General features: G+C 62.1%; 16 protein-coding genes and 1 tRNA gene. 14 read left to right on the top strand and 3 right to left on the bottom strand.

The genetic code is table 11. The annotated features are described in order from the left end of the window. Nucleotides 1–7 precede the first annotated feature (7 nt). From nuoN to NKJ08_RS18795, 8 genes are all read left to right on the top strand, one after another. Complete coding sequence (gene nuoN, locus NKJ08_RS18830) at nt 8–1,444, top strand: NADH-quinone oxidoreductase subunit NuoN (RefSeq protein ID WP_352524465.1); 1,437 nt, start codon at nt 8–10, stop codon at nt 1,442–1,444. Between the two features lie 4 nt (nt 1,445–1,448). Further along, nucleotides 1,449–2,270 (top strand): biotin--[acetyl-CoA-carboxylase] ligase, encoded by an 822-nt coding sequence (locus NKJ08_RS18825; RefSeq protein WP_352782629.1) that lies wholly within the window; start codon nt 1,449–1,451, stop codon nt 2,268–2,270. 66 nt (nt 2,271–2,336) lie between these two features. Next, on the top strand, nt 2,337–4,007 hold the full coding sequence (locus NKJ08_RS18820) for a ribonuclease J (protein WP_352524468.1): 1,671 nt from the start codon (nt 2,337–2,339) through the stop codon (nt 4,005–4,007). A gap of 108 nt (nt 4,008–4,115) precedes the next feature. Next, nucleotides 4,116–4,520 carry a methylmalonyl-CoA epimerase gene (gene mce / locus NKJ08_RS18815; RefSeq protein ID WP_352524469.1) on the top strand — a complete coding sequence of 135 codons (405 nt, stop codon included), beginning with the start codon at nt 4,116–4,118 and terminating at the stop codon, nt 4,518–4,520. Then, entirely contained in the window at nt 4,517–4,801 is a 285-nt protein-coding gene (locus tag NKJ08_RS18810; protein ID WP_292663027.1) for a DUF1467 family protein, read from the top strand. Before mce ends, NKJ08_RS18810 begins: the two co-directional genes overlap by 4 nt. Nucleotides 4,802–5,362: 561 nt before the next feature. Then, complete coding sequence (gene proS, locus NKJ08_RS18805) at nt 5,363–6,691, top strand: proline--tRNA ligase (RefSeq protein WP_352776652.1); 1,329 nt, start codon at nt 5,363–5,365, stop codon at nt 6,689–6,691. After that, nucleotides 6,688–7,974, top strand: coding sequence for a lipoprotein-releasing ABC transporter permease subunit (locus NKJ08_RS18800; protein ID WP_352776653.1), 1,287 nt, complete (start codon nt 6,688–6,690; stop codon nt 7,972–7,974). Before proS ends, NKJ08_RS18800 begins: the two co-directional genes overlap by 4 nt. Continuing rightward, entirely contained in the window at nt 7,971–8,654 is a 684-nt protein-coding gene (locus tag NKJ08_RS18795) for an ABC transporter ATP-binding protein (RefSeq protein WP_254818120.1), read from the top strand. The genes NKJ08_RS18800 and NKJ08_RS18795 overlap by 4 nt, the downstream gene beginning before the upstream one ends. Nucleotides 8,655–9,042: 388 nt before the next feature. On the opposite strand, the gene lipB is transcribed toward NKJ08_RS18795, so the two are convergent. Beyond that, nucleotides 9,043–9,786, bottom strand: a complete 744-nt coding sequence (gene lipB / locus NKJ08_RS18790; protein ID WP_352782625.1) for a lipoyl(octanoyl) transferase LipB — start codon at nt 9,784–9,786, stop codon at nt 9,043–9,045. Nucleotides 9,787–9,963: 177 nt separating this feature from the next. Here lipB and NKJ08_RS18785 point away from each other — a divergent pair. The 4 genes from NKJ08_RS18785 (at nt 9,964) to NKJ08_RS18770 (ending at nt 12,286) form a co-directional block, all read left to right on the top strand. Next, nucleotides 9,964–10,048 (top strand) — tRNA-Leu (locus NKJ08_RS18785). Nucleotides 10,049–10,165: 117 nt separating this feature from the next. Continuing rightward, complete coding sequence (locus NKJ08_RS18780) at nt 10,166–10,939, top strand: DUF6538 domain-containing protein (protein WP_352782623.1); 774 nt, start codon at nt 10,166–10,168, stop codon at nt 10,937–10,939. Beyond that, a complete protein-coding gene (locus NKJ08_RS18775) occupies nt 10,896–11,570 on the top strand; it encodes a site-specific integrase (RefSeq protein ID WP_352782690.1) in 675 nt (224 codons plus the stop codon). Before NKJ08_RS18780 ends, NKJ08_RS18775 begins: the two co-directional genes overlap by 44 nt. Nucleotides 11,571–12,091: 521 nt before the next feature. Next, nucleotides 12,092–12,286, top strand: coding sequence for a hypothetical protein (locus NKJ08_RS18770; RefSeq protein ID WP_352782621.1), 195 nt, complete (start codon nt 12,092–12,094; stop codon nt 12,284–12,286). 215 nt (nt 12,287–12,501) lie between these two features. Here NKJ08_RS18770 and soxR read toward each other — a convergent pair whose 3' ends face one another. Next, nucleotides 12,502–12,936 carry a redox-sensitive transcriptional activator SoxR gene (soxR, locus tag NKJ08_RS18765; protein WP_127862987.1) on the bottom strand — a complete coding sequence of 145 codons (435 nt, stop codon included), beginning with the start codon at nt 12,934–12,936 and terminating at the stop codon, nt 12,502–12,504. 86 nt (nt 12,937–13,022) lie between these two features. Between soxR and NKJ08_RS18760 the strand changes: the two genes are divergently transcribed. Then, the gene (locus NKJ08_RS18760; protein ID WP_352782619.1) at nt 13,023–13,745 is read left to right on the top strand and encodes an SDR family NAD(P)-dependent oxidoreductase; all 723 of its coding nucleotides are present in this window, start codon (nt 13,023–13,025) and stop codon (nt 13,743–13,745) included. Continuing rightward, nucleotides 13,742–14,914 carry an S-adenosylmethionine:tRNA ribosyltransferase-isomerase gene (locus tag NKJ08_RS18755; protein WP_352782617.1) on the top strand — a complete coding sequence of 391 codons (1,173 nt, stop codon included), beginning with the start codon at nt 13,742–13,744 and terminating at the stop codon, nt 14,912–14,914. The genes NKJ08_RS18760 and NKJ08_RS18755 overlap by 4 nt, the downstream gene beginning before the upstream one ends. A 910-nt stretch (nt 14,915–15,824) precedes the next feature. Here the strand turns inward: NKJ08_RS18755 and NKJ08_RS18750 are convergent. Beyond that, complete coding sequence (locus NKJ08_RS18750; protein ID WP_352530957.1) at nt 15,825–16,058, bottom strand: GcrA family cell cycle regulator; 234 nt, start codon at nt 16,056–16,058, stop codon at nt 15,825–15,827. Nucleotides 16,059–16,568: the final 510 nt, after the last annotated feature.

Below are 16,568 nucleotides of genomic sequence, written 5' to 3'. Positions count from 1 at the left end.
GCGAACCATGACGGCGGACCTTTTCTCCAGCCTTTCGCTCTCGACGCCGGAGCTGATCCTCGCTGCCGGCGCGCTGGCGCTGTTGATGCTCGGCGCCTATTCGCGCGCCAACACCACCGTCACGGTGAGCGGCCTTGCCGTCGCCGTGCTGGTGATCGCCGGCGCCTGGCTGATCTTTTCCCCGGGGCAAGGCAATGCCTATGGCGAGGCCTTCGTCCAGGATCCGTTCTCCCGCTTCATGAAGATGCTGGCGCTGATCGGCTCGGCGGTGACGCTGGTCATGTCCGTCCGCTTCGCCCAGGCGGAGCATTTCGACAAGTTCGAATATCCGGTGCTGGTCCTGCTTTGCACGCTCGGCATGATGCTGATGATCTCGGCCAACGGCATGATCGGGCTCTATCTCGGCCTCGAGTTGCAATCGCTGGCGATCTACGTGCTGGCGGCGATCAACCGCGACAATCTGCGCTCGACCGAGGCCGGCCTGAAGTATTTTGTGCTTGGCGCGCTGTCGTCGGGCATGCTGCTTTATGGCATCTCGCTGGTCTACGGCTACACCGGCAACACCGGCTTCCATGAGATCGCCACGGCGCTGGGCGGCGGCGAGCGCCAGCTTGGCCTCGTCTTCGGCCTGGTCTTTGTGCTGGCCGGCCTTGCCTTCAAGATCTCGGCGGTGCCGTTCCATATGTGGACGCCCGACGTCTATGAGGGCGCGCCGACGCCGGTGACGGCTTTTCTGGCGGCGGCACCCAAAATGGCGGCGATGGCGCTGATGGTGCGCGTCACTATGGGGGCGTTCAAGCCGATCGCCTCCGACTGGCAGCAGATCATCGTCTTCATCTCGATCGCCTCGATGGCCCTCGGCGCCTTCGCGGCGATCGGCCAGACCAACATCAAGCGGCTGATGGCCTATTCCTCCATCGGCCATATGGGTTATGCGCTGGTCGGTCTTGCCGCCAACAGCCAGGACGGCGTGCGCGGCGTCGCCATCTACATGTTGATCTACCTGGTGATGACGCTCGGTACCTTCGCCTTCATCCTCGCCATGCGGCGCAAGGAAGGCAATGTCGAGCAGATCAGCGATCTCGCCGGCCTGTCGGCGACCAATCCGATCATGGCGACCATCCTCACCATCCTGATGTTCTCGCTGGCCGGCATCCCGCCGCTCGCCGGCTTCTGGGGGAAGTGGTACGTATTCCTTGCCGCCATCAATGCCAATCTCTACGCGTTGGCGATTATCGGCGTGCTGGCCTCGGTGGTGGGCGCCTATTATTATCTGCGCATCATCAAGATCATGTGGTTCGACGAACCGGTCGGCGGCTTCGTGCCGATGGCAACCGAGTTGCGGGTCGTGCTCGGCCTCTGTGGCGCCTTCGTGCTGTTCTACGTGCTGATCGGCGGCCCGATCGGCACGTATGCCGCTGCCGCAGCCAAGACCTTCTTCTGACGGAATGACGTTCAGGCTGGCTCCAACCGCGGCGTCGGAAGGGTTCCGGCTCGAGGCGCACGACACGGTCGGCTCCACCAATGCGCTGGCGCTGGAGCACGCGCGGGCCGGTGACCCGGGGAAACTCTGGGTCGTATCGAAAAAACAGGAAAGCGGGCGTGGACGCCGTGGGCGCGCCTGGGCGACGCCCGAGGGCAATCTGGCGGCGACACTGCGGGTGATCACCGATGCCGAGCTTCGTCTCGCCGCTACGCTCGGCTTCGTTGCCGGACTGGCGCTGGCCGACGCGCTCGACGCCGTCGTGCCTAAGGACAGGATCGCAATCGGCCTCGACGGCGCGAGCCAAGGCAAGAACCGCTTCGAGCTAAAATGGCCGAACGACGTGCTCGCTTCCGGCGCCAAGCTTGCCGGCATCCTGCTGGAATCGGCGATGCTCGATGGCAGCAAGTCCGCGGTGGCCGTCGGTATCGGCGTCAATGTGGTGGCTTATCCCAAGGATTTGCCCTATCCAGCGACGTCGCTCAACGCGCTGGGGTCTGCTTGCGATGCCGAGACGCTGTTTCTGGCGCTGTCGGATGCATGGAGCGAGAATGCCCGGCTGTGGAACGAAGGACGTGGGCTTGCCGCCGTCAGGCGGCGCTGGCTGGCGCGTGCGGCGGGGCTTGGCGGGCAGGTTGCTGTCAGAATTGACGGTAATGTGGTGCGCGGCACCTTCGAGACCATTGACGAGGACTGCCGTTTCGTGATCCGCGACGATCAAGGTTCGGTTCTGACGATTGCCGCCGGCGACGTGCATTTCGGCGCGGTTGCATCGGCCGGCGTTTGACTGGCCAATATTTGACCAGCTTGAATTTGACGGCCCAAGATTTTGACCGGCAAGGAAGGAAAGATCATGGCGAAAGCGGAAAACGCCGAACTTGTCTTCGTGCCGCTCGGCGGCGTCGGCGAGATCGGCATGAACTTCGCCCTCTACGGCTATGGGCCGGCCAATGCGCGCGAATGGATCGTCGTCGATGTCGGCGTTACCTTTCCCGATGCCACCCTGCCCGGCGTCGACCTGGTGCTGCCCGACACGCGTTTCATCGAGGAGAACCTCGCCAATCTGCGCGGCATCGTCATTACCCATGCGCATGAGGACCATTACGGCGCGCTGCACGACATCTGGCCGAAGCTCAAGGCGCCGGTCTGGATGACGCCGTTCAGCGCCGGCCTGCTGGAAGCCAAGCGGCAGGGCGAGCAAGGGGCACCGAAGATCCCGGTGACGATCTACCGGGCTGGCGAGAAATTCACCGTCGGCCCGTTCGAGATCGAAGCCATCCCCGTCGCGCACTCCATTCCCGAACCGATGTCGCTGGCGGTCACCACGCCGGTCGGCGTCGTCATCCATACCGGCGACTGGAAGATCGATCCGGCGCCGACGGTGGGGCCGATGACCGACGAGGCACGCTTCCGCGCCTATGGCGACAAGGGCGTGCTGGCGCTGATCTGCGATTCCACCAACGCGCTGCGGGAAGGGGACTCACCGTCGGAAGTGGCGGTGGGCGAGGGCCTCAAGGGTGTGATCCAGAATGCCAAGGGCCGTGTCGCCATCACCAGCTTCTCCTCCAATGTCGGGCGCATCGTCTCCATCGCCAAGGCAGCGCGGGATGCCGGCCGCCAGTGCCTGGTACTTGGCCGCTCCATGAAGCGCGTCATCGATGTGGCTGATGAACTCGGTTATATGGACGGGTTGCCGGAATTCATCGCCGAGGAGGATTACGGCTTCATTCCGCGCGAAAACCTCGTCATCATCTGCACCGGCAGCCAGGGCGAGCCGCTTGCCGCACTTGCCAAGCTGTCGCGCGACGAGATGAAGTCGGTGGCGCTGACGGCCGGCGACACGGTGGTGTTTTCCTCGCGCACCATTCCCGGCAACGAGAAGGCGATCCTCGAGATCAAGAACCGCCTGATCGATCTCGGCGTGAAGATCATCGAGGACGGCGATGCGCTGGTGCATGTCTCCGGCCATCCGCGCCGCAGCGAATTGCGCAAGATGTATGAATGGGTGCGGCCGCAGATCGGCGTTCCCGTGCATGGGGAGGCGGCGCATCTGGTGGCGCAGGGCTCGCTGATGTCGACGTCCGGCATCGGCCAGGTGGCGCAGGTGCGCGACGGCGACATGCTCAGGCTCTATCCAGGTGCTGCCGCGATTATCGACCAGGTGCCGTTCGGCCGCATCTACAAGGACGGCCGGCTGATCGGCACCGACCAGGCGATGGGCATTCGCGACCGTCGCAAGCTGTCCTTCGCCGGCCATGTCGCCGTCAATGTCGTGCTCGACGACAAATACGAACTCGCCGGCGATCCCGATCTCGTCGCCATCGGCGTGGCCGAGGCCGATGCCGGCGGCGAGAGCCTGGAAGACCTGATGATCGATGCGGCAATCGGCGCTGTGGACTCCATACCCCGCCAGCGCCGAAAAGACCTCGACTTGGTCCAGGAGGCGGTGCGGCGCGCAGTGCGCGGCGCGGCCAACGAGGCCTGGGGCAAGAAGCCGCTGGTGACGGTGTTTGTGACGAGGTAGTGAATAGTGAATAACAAGTAGTGAGCAGGCTGTTGTGGGTTAGCGGTTTTGCAATGCGCAATATTCCATTCACCATTCACTACTCACTACCCCAGACCTGGAGCCCTTATGCTCGGACGCCTCAATCATGTCGCGCTTGCCGTGCCGGATCTGACCGCGGCGACGGCGGCCTATCGCGATACGCTTGGCGCCCGGGTGACCGCGCCGCAGGCGCTGCCGGACCATGGCGTGACGGTGGTGTTCGTCGATGTCGGCAACACCAAGATCGAGTTGCTCGAGCCGCTCGGCGAAGGTTCGCCGATCGCGGCATTCCTTGAGAAGAATCCGTCCGGCGGCATGCACCATGTCTGCTATGAGGTGGATGATATTCTTGCGGCGCGCGACCGTCTCAAAGCCAGCGGCGCGCGGGTGCTAGGCGACGGCAATCCGAAGACCGGAGCGCATGGCAAGCCGGTGCTGTTTTTGCACCCCAAGGATTTCTTCGGCACGCTGGTCGAACTGGAGCAAGCATGAGCTGGGTTTCGTTTGTCGCCCTGTTCTTCGCCACATGGTGGGTGGTGCTGTTCGCAGTCCTGCCGTTCAGCATGAGGACGCAGGACGAGGACCAGGACGTGACGCTTGGCACGGTTCCGAGTGCACCGCGCGGACCGCATATGCTGCGCGCCGCGCTGCGCACGACGATCGCCACGCTGGTCCTCATGGGCATCTTCTACGGCATCACGAGAGGGCTCGGTCTCGGCATCGACGACATCCCGCACATCGTGCCGGATTTCAACCAGAGCCCCGCACATTAGCCGGCTACCCGATGTCCGGCTGTCCAAGGCCTACGCCGACGCCCTGAAATCAAGCTGAGCCATCAAGGTCAACCCAAGTAAAGGCCGGAGGCCGGGTTTGGGCTGACGCAACGTCATGTAGTTTGGCAATCTGTCGCGCTAACCAAATGATTGCACAAAAAAAATGCAAGGCGCGAGGCCTTGCAATTTAAACGCGTCCGATCTGTTTCCGGTGTCCGGCGGCAGCGAGTTACCGCGCCTAGATCGCATCCTCCCAAGACTTTGACCGCGTAGGAGGGCAGATTTTTCTCCGCCCTCTCGGTTATCGGGGCACACTAGCCTAAGGCGGGTGAAAATGTCACGAAGAATTTTGCCCGGAAACAGGCAATCTCGTGCTGCACTGCACAATAGTACGGCAGGCGTTGCTTGCGAAACGTCCAGCAAGCCGTGTGCGGCAATTGCGGCGCCTGTGCAGCGCCTGGGCCGGGTTTCCATTCCGCCATGAAATGGCTATGAAGCCGGGGCAAGCAAGCCTGCGCCGCGCCGATTCCGGCGCCGCCATCCTCTCTCACGGATCAGTCCATGCGTTTGTCGCGCTATTTCCTGCCCATCCTCAAAGAAAATCCGCGCGAGGCCGAGATTGTCTCGCATCGGCTGATGCTGCGCGCCGGCATGATCCGCCAGCAGGGGCAGGGCAGCTTTTCTTGGCTGCCGCTCGGCAAGCGGGTGCTGGACAAGGTCTGCCGGATCATTCGCGAAGAGCAGAACCGCGCCGGCGCGCTCGAAATCCTGATGCCGACCATCCAATCGGCCGAGCTGTGGCGCGAAAGCGGCCGCTATGAAGATTATGGCAAGGAGATGCTACGCATCAAGGACCGGCAAGACCGCGATATGCTCTATGGGCCGACCAACGAGGAGATGGTCACCGAGATCTTCCGTTCCTACGTCAAGTCCTACAAGGATCTGCCGCTCAACCTCTATCACATCCAGTGGAAGTTTCGCGACGAGGTGCGCCCGCGCTTCGGCGTCATGCGTTCGCGCGAGTTCCTGATGAAGGACGCCTATTCCTTCGACCTCGATTATGAAGGCGCCAAGGCCGCCTATAACCGCATGTTCGTGTCCTATCTCAGGACGTTTACGCGCATGGGGCTGCAGGCGATCCCGATGCGCGCCGACACTGGGCCGATCGGCGGCGACCTCAGCCATGAGTTCATCATCCTGGCCGACACCGGCGAGAGCGAGGTGTTTTGCCACCGCGATTATCTTTCGCTGGCAGTGCCCGGCGCGAACACCGATTTTTCGAACGACGCCGAGATCGGCGGCATCGTCGAGCAGTGGACGACGCCCTATGCCGCCACCGACGAGATGCATGACGAGGCGGCGTGGGAGAAGGTGCCCGCGAGCGACCGGGTCTCGGCGCGCGGCATCGAGGTCGGCCATATCTTCCATTTCGGCGACAAATATTCCAAGCCGATGGGCGCCAAGGTGACCGGTCCGGACGGCAAGGATCATTTTGTCTCTGGAGGTTCCTACGGCATCGGCCCGTCGCGGCTGGTCGCGGCGATCATCGAAGCCAGCCATGACGATAACGGCATCATCTGGCCGCAAGCGGTTGCGCCGTTCGATATCGGCCTGATCAACATGAAGGCGGGCGATGCCGAATGCGACCGCGTCTGCGGCGAGCTGCATGCCGCCTTTGCCGCCGCCGGCAAGGAGGTGCTCTACGACGACACCGACCAGCGGCCGGGCGGCAAGTTCGCCACCGCCGACCTGATCGGTCTTCCCTGGCAGGTGATCGTCGGGCCGCGGGGTGTGGCAGCCGGCGAGATCGAGATTAAGAACCGCAGGACCGGCGAGCGCGAGACGCTGCCGATCGGCGATGTGAAAAAGCGTTTCGGTGCCACCGTATGAGCGAAGCGGCAGCAGCGAAACCTTCGGCCGCGGGACCTTTTTCCGGCTTCGAGCGCATGGTGGCGTGGCGCTATCTGCGCTCGCGCCGCAAGGAGACGGTGATCTCGGTCATCGCCTCGATCTCCTTCCTCGGCATCATGCTGGGCGTCGCCACGCTGATCGTCGTCATGGCCGTCATGAACGGCTTTCGCGCCGAGCTGCTGACGCGCATTCTCGGCGTCAACGGCCATCTGATCGTGCAGCCGCTCGACATGCCGCTGGAGGACTACGCCCAGGTCGCCGGCCGCATCAACGGCCTGCCCGGCGTCAAATACGCCATTCCGCTGATCGATGGACAGGTGCTGGCGCAAGGCAATGTCGGCGGCGGGTCAGGCGCGCTGGTGCGCGGCATACGCGGCGAGGATCTCGGCAAGATCACGATCGTCGCCAACAACATCAAGGAAGGCTCGATTGTCGGCTTCGATACCGGCGAGGGCGTCGCCATCGGCAGCCGCATGGCCGAGAATCTCGGCCTTGTGCTCGGCGATACGATCACGCTGATCTCGCCCGAGGGCGACATCACGCCGCTTGGCACGACACCGCGCATGAAAGGCTATCCGGTTACGGCGATCTTCGAGGTCGGCATGTCGGAATATGACAGCTCCATCGTCTACATGCCGTTTTCGGAAGCGCAGCTTTATTTCAACATGGACGGCCGGGCGCAGACGATCGAGATCTACGCCGACAATCCCGACGATATCGACGCGCTGAAGCCGAAGGTCGAAGAGGCGGCGCAGCGGCCGATCAGCCTTGTCGATTGGCGGCAACGCAACAAGACGTTCTTCGACGCGCTGCAGGTCGAGCGCAACGTCATGTTCATGATCCTGACGCTGATCGTGCTGGTGGCGGCGCTCAACATCATCTCGGGCCTGATCATGCTGGTGAAGGACAAGGGCCACGACATCGCCATCCTGCGTACCATGGGCGCCACGCGTAGCGCGATCCTGCGCATCTTCCTGATGACAGGGGCTGCGATCGGCGTTGTGGGCACCATCGCCGGCGTGCTGCTCGGCATCTTGATCTGCCTCAATGTCGAGCGCATCCGCCAGTTCTTCTCCTGGCTGGCCAACGAGCGGTTGTTCAATCCCGAGCTTTATTTCCTTAGCCAGCTGCCGGCCCGCATGGATGCCAGCGAAACGATCTCCGTCGTTCTCATGGCGCTGGCGCTGTCGTTCCTGGCGACGCTGTTTCCGGCGTGGCGCGCGGCCAGGCTCGATCCGGTCGAAGCACTGAGGTATGAATGATGGCCGAGGCCATTATCGAGCTGAAGAGCGTCGAGCGGCACTATGTCCAGGGGCCACGCAAGCTGACCATTCTGAACGGCGCCGATTTTTCGCTGAAGCGCGGCGAGATGGTGGCACTGGTGGCGCCGTCAGGCACCGGCAAGTCGACGCTGCTGCACACCGCCGGGCTACTGGAACGGCCGGACGCCGGCGACGTGATCCTGGCGGGCCGTGCCTGCGGCCGGCTTTCCGACGACGAGCGTACGGCGATCCGCCGCAACGACGTCGGCTTCGTCTATCAGTTCCATCATCTGCTGCCTGAATTCTCGGCGCTGGAAAACATCATGATGCCGCAGCTGATAAAAGGGTTGCCGCGCAAGGAGGCGGCCGAGCGGGCGGCGCAATTGCTCGACTATATGCAGATCGGCAAGCGGGCGCAGCATCGCCCTTCCGAGCTCTCCGGTGGCGAGCAGCAGCGCGTCGCCATAGCCCGTGCGGTCGCCAATGCGCCGCTGGTGCTTTTGGCCGACGAGCCGACCGGCAATCTCGACCCGGTGACTGCTTCCTATGTGTTCGAGGCGCTGGCAGCGCTGGTCCGGCAATCGGGCCTGGCGGCGCTGATCGCCACCCACAATCACGAGCTTGCCTCGCGCATGGACCGCCGCGTGACGCTGGCCGACGGCAAGGTCGTGCCGCTTTAGGGTATATCGATATTCAGGTGATGCCGGCTTGTGAACTGGCGCAAGCTGTCCCGCCGTTTTCCGTGCGCTCTCTCGGCGCGAACGGATCGGCAATCTCCCTCTCAACCCTTACTTAACCCTGCCGAATTGACCGCGCGCAATTCCGGTCATCCGCGGATTCCGGCCGTTGACATTCGAACAAAATTAGAACAAAATACGAACATACTAACAACAGGAGAGAGTTATGACCGATCTTGTTCAGGATGTTGTCTCGCTGGTGTGCATGAGCACGTTCCTCATTTCCATGGCGATCTGGATCGGCGCGATGTGAGGATCGCTGAAAGATGTGGCTCGACGCTGATGATCGAGGGACACCTTTGAACCTTGGCGCAGCTGTTGGACGAGTGTTTCAGCCGGCCCTGCGGGCGGCTTCGACGGGCGACACCACGGCGGGGCCGAACACGTCCTCGAAAGCGGATTTCAGCGCCAAGTCGAGGTCGGCCATGGTCACCGGAAGGCCGAGATCGACAAGGCTGGTGACGCCGTGATCCTGGACGCCGCACGGCACGATGCCGCTGAAATGGCTAAGGTCCGGCTCGACATTGATGGCGATGCCGTGGAAGCTCACCCAGCGCCTCAGCCTGATGCCGATGGCGGCGATCTTGTCCTCGGCCGCTGAGCCGTCGGGCAGTGTGGGGCGATCCGGCCGCACCACCCAGACGCCGACGCGGTCCTCGCGGCGTTCGCCGCGCACGTTGAAGACGGCGAGCGTGCCGATGATCCATTGTTCGAGTGCCGCGACGAAGGCGCGGACATCCTCGCGCCGCCGCTTCAGGTCGAGCATCACATAGGCGACGCGCTGGCCCGGCCCGTGATAGGTGTATTCGCCGCCGCGCCCGGCGGCAAAGACCGGGAAGCGGTCCGGCTCGATCAGGTCCGCGATGCTGGCGCTGGTGCCGGCGCTGTAGAGCGGCGGATGCTCGACCAGCCAGACCATCTCGCCGGCGGCGCCGCTGCGGATTGCCTCGGCGCGCGCCTCCATCACTGCGAGCGCATCGGGATAGGCGGTGAGCCCGGGCTCGATGCACCATTCGACCGGCGCCGAGCCGGGCGAGGGCAGGAACGACGTGGCGATCTGGCTGCGTTCTGTCATGATATCTCGTCTCGCCACTCATATGGCGGCAATCGGTACAAACGTCCAGTTCCGGGCGCGTTCGGCCCTTTGAAGACTTATGCCGATGTCCGGCCGATTATTGCTGGCCGCGCACTTGTTTCACCGGAAACGATTTGCTACACGCCGCGGGCCGGTTCGTTCCGGCTCCTACCACGTGCGGTCGTGGCGGAATTGGTAGACGCGCAGCGTTGAGGTCGCTGTGGGGCAACCCGTGGAAGTTCGAGTCTTCTCGACCGCACCATCAAATTCGTGAACTGCGCATTGAAACGTCAGTTGGGCAGAGCGCCCCTTGTGGTGGCCCCTTGGCGTTCTAGCCTCAATCTGCGATACGAATTGAGATACATCACGAGTTTGGCCCATGCGAAAAGAGGCCGTCGCAGAGCCCGCCAGAGACCCGGATCGCTACCTCGTCCAGCGCGACGGAATTTTCTATTATCATCGGCGAATGCCCGCCAAGATGGTCGGCATAGACGATCGCGGCAGATTCATTCGCAAGTCCCTGGGAACGGACGAACGCCGCCTCGCACGTGCCATGCGCGACAAGCTCGAAGACGCGGACAAGACCCTGTGGACGGTGCTCCTTTGCGGCGGCGAGACGAGGTCGGCACTCGATCAGTATCGCGACGCCGTTCGCCGGGCTGAAGCCATGGGCGTTTCCTACCTTTCAAATGGACAGGTGGCAGGCTTTCAGAATGTCGATTCAATTTTAAAGCGTGTCGAGGCGCTGGAGCGCGTTCAAGCGGCCCCCGCGGTCGCCGACGCTCTCCTCGGCTGGGTGCAGGTGCCACCGGTCAAAGTCTCCAAAGCTTTTGATCTCTACGCCGATGAGATCATGGCCCATGAAGTCGTGGGTAAGAGCCAGTCGCAGCGCCGAATGTGGAAGAAGGTAAAGCAGAGAGCCGTCAACAATTTAGTTGCCCTGGTTGGTGATAAGCCGATCGGTGACGTCACGCGTGAGGACGGACTGACCTTCTACCGGTTCTGGCTCAAGCGTATTGCGCCGCCGCCAGACGTCGGACCAGCGACACATTCGGCGTCTGCCGGCAATCGAGATCTCGGCAACATGCGGGATCTCTACAGGCGCTATTTTGCTCATCTGGGCGAGGAACAAAAAAGGCACCCCATTCGATGACCTCCGCTTTTCGGAGCGTGGTAAACGCCGCCGCAAACGGCCGTCATTCGAACCCAAATGGATATCCAATCGGATCATGAGGCCTGGCGCTTTAGCATCCCTGGATGCTCAAGCGCGTCGCTGCGTACTGGCGCTGATCGAGACAGGCGCACGGCCAAGCGAGATATGCGCACGGCCAAGCGAGATATGCAATCTAGATGAGACCGTGATCTTCCTTGACACGCCGGTTCCGTATATTCGCATTGCCCCACGGGAGGACGCGGATGATCCCCGCGAAATCAAGACCGAATGGTCCGTGCGAGATGTACCGCTGGTGGGTGTCGCGCTGGAAGTTTTTAAGAAAAATCCGCAGGGCTTTCCGCGCTACCGCAATCGTGAAGAGGCACTTTCTGCAAACCTGAATAAATTCTTTAAAACACACAAACTTTTCCCGACACCGAAGCACAAGATTTACTCCCTCCGGCACAGTTTCGAGGATCGTATGAAAGAGGCAGGCATCGACAGTGAGCTTCGCAAAATCTTGATGGGCCATACGATAGAGCGTGTAGAGTATGGTACGGGCGGATCGCTGCAATGGCGACGCGACGAACTCAAAAAGATTGCTTTGCCGTTCGATCCCGAGATTGTTTGAGCCGCTCCTGGACGCGCAACATAGCGCCCGTCTCTGCAATCAATTTCTTCTTTTCGCGTTCAAGACGCTCGTAAATCGGAAGATACGCTCGTCCTTTGTTGCCAGCCTTGTGGATAGCTAGGGCGAGCGTATCCAGAGCGCGGTCAATTCTCTCTAAGGTCACAGGTTCAGGAACCGTGCTGACCTGTGGTAGAACACAGGTCATCCTCTGTTCCCATGTCTGTTTCCTGTTCGACGATGACACAGACGAGATAATGGCAGCAGGCGCAGGTGAGAAAAGCGGTTTGCCTCTCGCATCGTGCAGCGGCGGTACTTCGACGTAGAAATCGGAAAACACGCTTGCGGCAACTCTGCACGTCAGATGCTAGCTTTAGCTAGCCACATCCGGCCACATGAATTGCTGAGCGGACTCAGGCGGGTCGATGCCCTTGAAGCGGACACGAGACCGAATCGATCCACAGGCTGTCGGCGGGCCGGAATGCCTCATCCGATCCGACCAAACCGATCGGAGGACGCGGGCAATGCCGGACTTGGTACCGTTCGGGCAATCAACCAACGATTGGCGAAATTTTGCACAGGCTACCATTACCGATGGCCTAGACACCATCTTCGTCCTTCGTTGCCGCAAGAAAGGTATCCCCAACCGCCGGATCAATCCGATCAGCCTGTGCCAACGCGCAACGGCTCCAATTCTCAACCGTTTCGGGTGGGACTGAAGAGGTTGATGACCGCCGCACCCGGAGCAGTTCGACGTATTTCCTTATTTCGCTTGGCCCGCTGAAATGCAGCCGCGTTTTAGAAGGAACGACCGTCTGGCAGGACGACGCAAGCACTTGATAGCAAGGCCGTCGAGTGGAGGGAGAAAGTCAGCGACGAACAATATCGCCGCTGAACGTTACCGGGCCGCAGCGTCTCGCACTTGGCTGCCAACTCACCCCAGCCAATACCTCGGCCCCGGCCCCTTGCGTCCTGCCATATCGGCAGGGTTCGCAAGGCTACACCGGTCGATCGACAGGCAGCCGCAACCGATGCACTCGGTAAGCCCGGACCTCAGGCGCTGCAACTCGGCGATGCGCTGGTCGATGCGCTTAGTCCACTGGCCCGACAACCGCGACCAATCCCGACGCGACGGCACGCGATCGGCTGGCAACTTGGCGAGCTCGGCGCCGATCTCCTCAAGCGTCAGCCCAATTCGCTGCGCGAAGACGATGAAGGCGATCCGGCGCAGCACGGATCGCGGATAGCGTCTGTGTCCTGAGCCGGCCCGCTCGGACGCGATCAGCCCGCGCTCCTCGTAGAAGCGCAGGGCCGATGAGGCGACGCCGCTGCGCCGTGACACGTCGGTGATGGTCAGCATGGAATCCATGCATGAACGAAAGCACGATTCCCGCTTGACTTCAAGTTAACTTGAACTTGTAGCAAGGGGCCATAAAGCTTGAAGGAGCACCGGCAATGCAGTCGAATATTGATCTTCACGGACTTCGCGTGGCGGTTACGGGCGGCACCTCCGGGCTCGGAATGGCGCTTGTGCGGCAGCTGACCGCGCACGGTGCGTGCGTGGCCTTCGTCGCTCGCACCGCCGCGAATGTCGAACGCATCGCTGACGAGACGGGCGCGCACGGCATTGTCGGCGACGTCGGCAAGAAGGCGGACACCTACTCGATCGCGCTGCAGGTCACGGCAAACCTCGGCGGGCTCGACGTCCTGATCAACAATGCCTCGAGCCTCGGCCCTGTCCCACTGGCGCTACTCGCCGATACCGAATGCGAGGAGCTGGAAACGGCGCTCGCCGTCAACCTGGTCGGCGCGTTCCGGCTGACGAAGGCTCTTTTCGGTGCGCTTGCGGCGTCCGCGCGCGGCGGCCGTGGCGCGCTGGTGATCAACATTTCCAGCGATGCGGCGGTGAACGCCTATCCCGGCTGGGGCGCGTATGGCGCGAGCAAGGCCGCTCTTGCCCATTTGACGGCGATCTGGGACGAGGAGGCCAAAGCCGACGTCATACGGCTCCTTGCGCTCGACCCTGGCGACATGGACACTCCGCTGCACGCGCTGGCAATTGCTGACGCCGATCCGTCGACACTGAAACGCCCCGAGGCCGCTGCTGCCGAGGTCATCGAAAAGATGCTCGATGCGTTGCCGGTCGGCGCTACGCTTCGCGCCGGGGCACATGCATGATTGCCGCAGACCACCCCGATCGACGCTCCAGGCTGTTGGTGGTCGAGGCGGACGGCGCGATGCGCGACCTGCCGCGCGCTGAACTCGCGACACTATTCGATCCTGGCGATCTGGTCGTCGCCAATGACGCTGCCACCTTGCCCGCCAGCTTGTACGGCACGCATCTCCCCAGCGACGAGGCGATCGAGATCCGCCTGGCAGGCTGGCTGTCGTTTCCCGATCCCACACACTTCCTGGCGATTGCCTTCGGCGCAGGCGATCACCACACGCGCACGGAAGACCGGCTGGCTCCGCCGCCATTTTCACCAGGCGATCGCCTCCGGCTCGGCCCGCTTGAAGCCATCATCGAGCGCCTTTCGGGCCATCCTCGCCTTCTCGAGCTGCGTTTCTCCGGCAACCCCGTAGCGGTACTCGCGCGACTGGCGCGGCACGGCCGGCCGATCCAATACGCGCATGTTCCCAAGCCGTTGGCACTGTGGGATGTCTGGACAAAGATTGCAGCCGAGCCGGCCGCATTCGAAGCGCCATCAGCAGGCTTCGCGCTCGATTGGCGCACGCTCCAGGGCTGGCGTCGGCGCGATATCGGCTTCGCAACCCTCACGCATGCCGCGGGCGTTTCTTCCACCGGCGATCCCGCGCTCGATTCGCATCTTCCCTTCGACGAGCCCTACCGCATCCCCGAGCACACCGCAGCGCAGGTCGCGCGGGCGAAGCTCCGCGGCAGCCGCATCATCGCGATCGGCACGAGCGTAGTGCGCGCTCTGGAGGCAGCCGCCAATCCCGATGGCGGTGTGCGTGCCGGAAAACGCATTGCGACAGGGCGCATCGCGCGCGGCACGCCGCTTCGCGTGGTCGATGCGATTCTTACAGGCGTCCACCAGCCCGGCGAAAGCCATTTCGAGCTGCTGCGTGCCTTTGCCGACGATGCTCTGCTCGCCAAGGCCTCCGCAGCCTTCGCCGTGCACCGCTACCGTGCGCATGAATTCGGCGATTCCATGCTGCTTAATCACCAACCGCTGCTTCTATCGCGCGAACAGAATCGGGCCGAGGTGCTCGAGACGAAGCCTCTACTTGAGGTGTGCCATAATGTCGGCAGGATCGGTGGCAGTTCGGGCTCGGCGCGCGAGGAAGTCGGAGCTATGTTGCAGCAGATCAAATTCGGAATTTGACCCAATGCGGTCTTTCAGTTGCGAGCGTCGCTTGCTGGAGCTGCGTTAGTCAGTCGGAGGCCAATGATCTTTTTAAGGGAACGCTAATATACATAGGCGTTCGAACGAGCAGCGCCTGCCAATCCTTGAGGAATGCCATGCGAAGGTTCATTTTCACGGCAGTGTGTATCGCTGCTTCAACATCCGCTAACGCCCATGATTGGTACCAAGACAAGATTGACCCACAGACGAGATTCAACTGTTGCGGCGGTTCTGATTGCCACGCCGTACCTCGGTCTTCGGTGCAGTCGAGGATCGACGGGGGTTACATTTACTTGCCGCATAACTTCAACATCCCACGGAGCCGCGTACAGGAATCCCCAGACGGCCAATACCATATCTGCGAGGGTACCTACGTCGTAACTAATCAGCTGTATTTGCGTTGCTTTTTCGCACCTCGTGTCCTCTCTCTACTTCTCCCACGTTGAGGTAAATACTGCCCGTCGCTGCCGGGATCGACATCGGCAAGGTGCGCAACTGTGGCAAATTGGGTCGCGCCGCTCGCTGCCCTGAACGGACGTTCGCGTTCGCTACACGGGAAAGCATCCGATAGCGGATTGTCGGCTTCTGGCGCATTTGGGTCCTTATCGGCTGCCGGAGAGCCAATCGCTCTCGAGTGCAGGCACTCCAGTGGAGTCCAGACGTTGGATCGGACCCTCGACCTCTACAAAAGCACACTGAGCTTCGGGTCGGGCTACGACGGCATTCCGAAGCGATCGCTTCGGCGAGAAGTCGTCGTTCTCAATCGGGCGACGGGGGATACATCGGCGAAGACGGCATAAGGGAGGATGGGCCAGACCGAGCCGACGGAAAGGTCATAGCCAAGGCCTTGGAGCGCATAGCGTGGCCGGGAGGCCGCCGCCAGCCAGACTTACGCGGCGCGTCGTTGAGCGAGGTGGAGACCCGAACGGGCTCGACGAGGGTCCACGGCGGTCACAATGTTGTGGTGGTGATCGCAGTAGGCGCGATCCGGCGAAGTTGGCCCAGCACAAAAACGATAACCGCCGGGTACTGACGGGTCTTCGCTCACCGGGAAGCGGCACTGATAGAGGCCTAGCTGAATGAGGGGGACGTCTCTCGAAGTTAGTCTGATATTTTCAGGCATGATGGTTTCCTAGTTCATAGCAATTGCCGGCTGACGGCCGCAGTGCGACCCGTCGGGGCGAGCTTCTCTCGTTTTGGAGGGCTATGGATCACCATATGGTGTTGGTAGCACCGTCAATGAAGCCCGACGCCCTGCTTCTGAAGCCAATAGTTTGCGACTTAAGGCCACACGCGCGAACGCATTGGCAATCTACCATCGTGTCCCCGAGGCACCCGCCCGCCGGGGTTTGTCGGCGGCGGGGGTGGCACTGGCTTGTGGCCCCCCTATGAGACGCGCTCTGCCGACACCCTCGTTGACAGTCCGGACCACCTCATGCCGGGCCGCTCTAGCCGCCAAAACCCAAATCACTCTAAAACGACCGAGTTCCGACCCCTTGCAGTCGATCAGTTGCGAGCGTCGCATGACGCGATCTGACCGATTGTGTTGAAGAAGTCGGTGATTAAGCCAGGCGTTCTTTTCGCCGCGACGAGTTGCGATTGGGTCGAGGCGGCCTCCTTGCCCTAAGTGGCT

It is taken from the genome of Mesorhizobium sp. M0244 (assembly GCF_040321795.1).
Classification (GTDB): Bacteria; Pseudomonadota; Alphaproteobacteria; order Rhizobiales; family Rhizobiaceae; genus Mesorhizobium.
The sequence above is the reverse complement of the archived record's forward strand: the minus strand, read 5'-3'. Positions and strand labels throughout refer to the sequence as shown.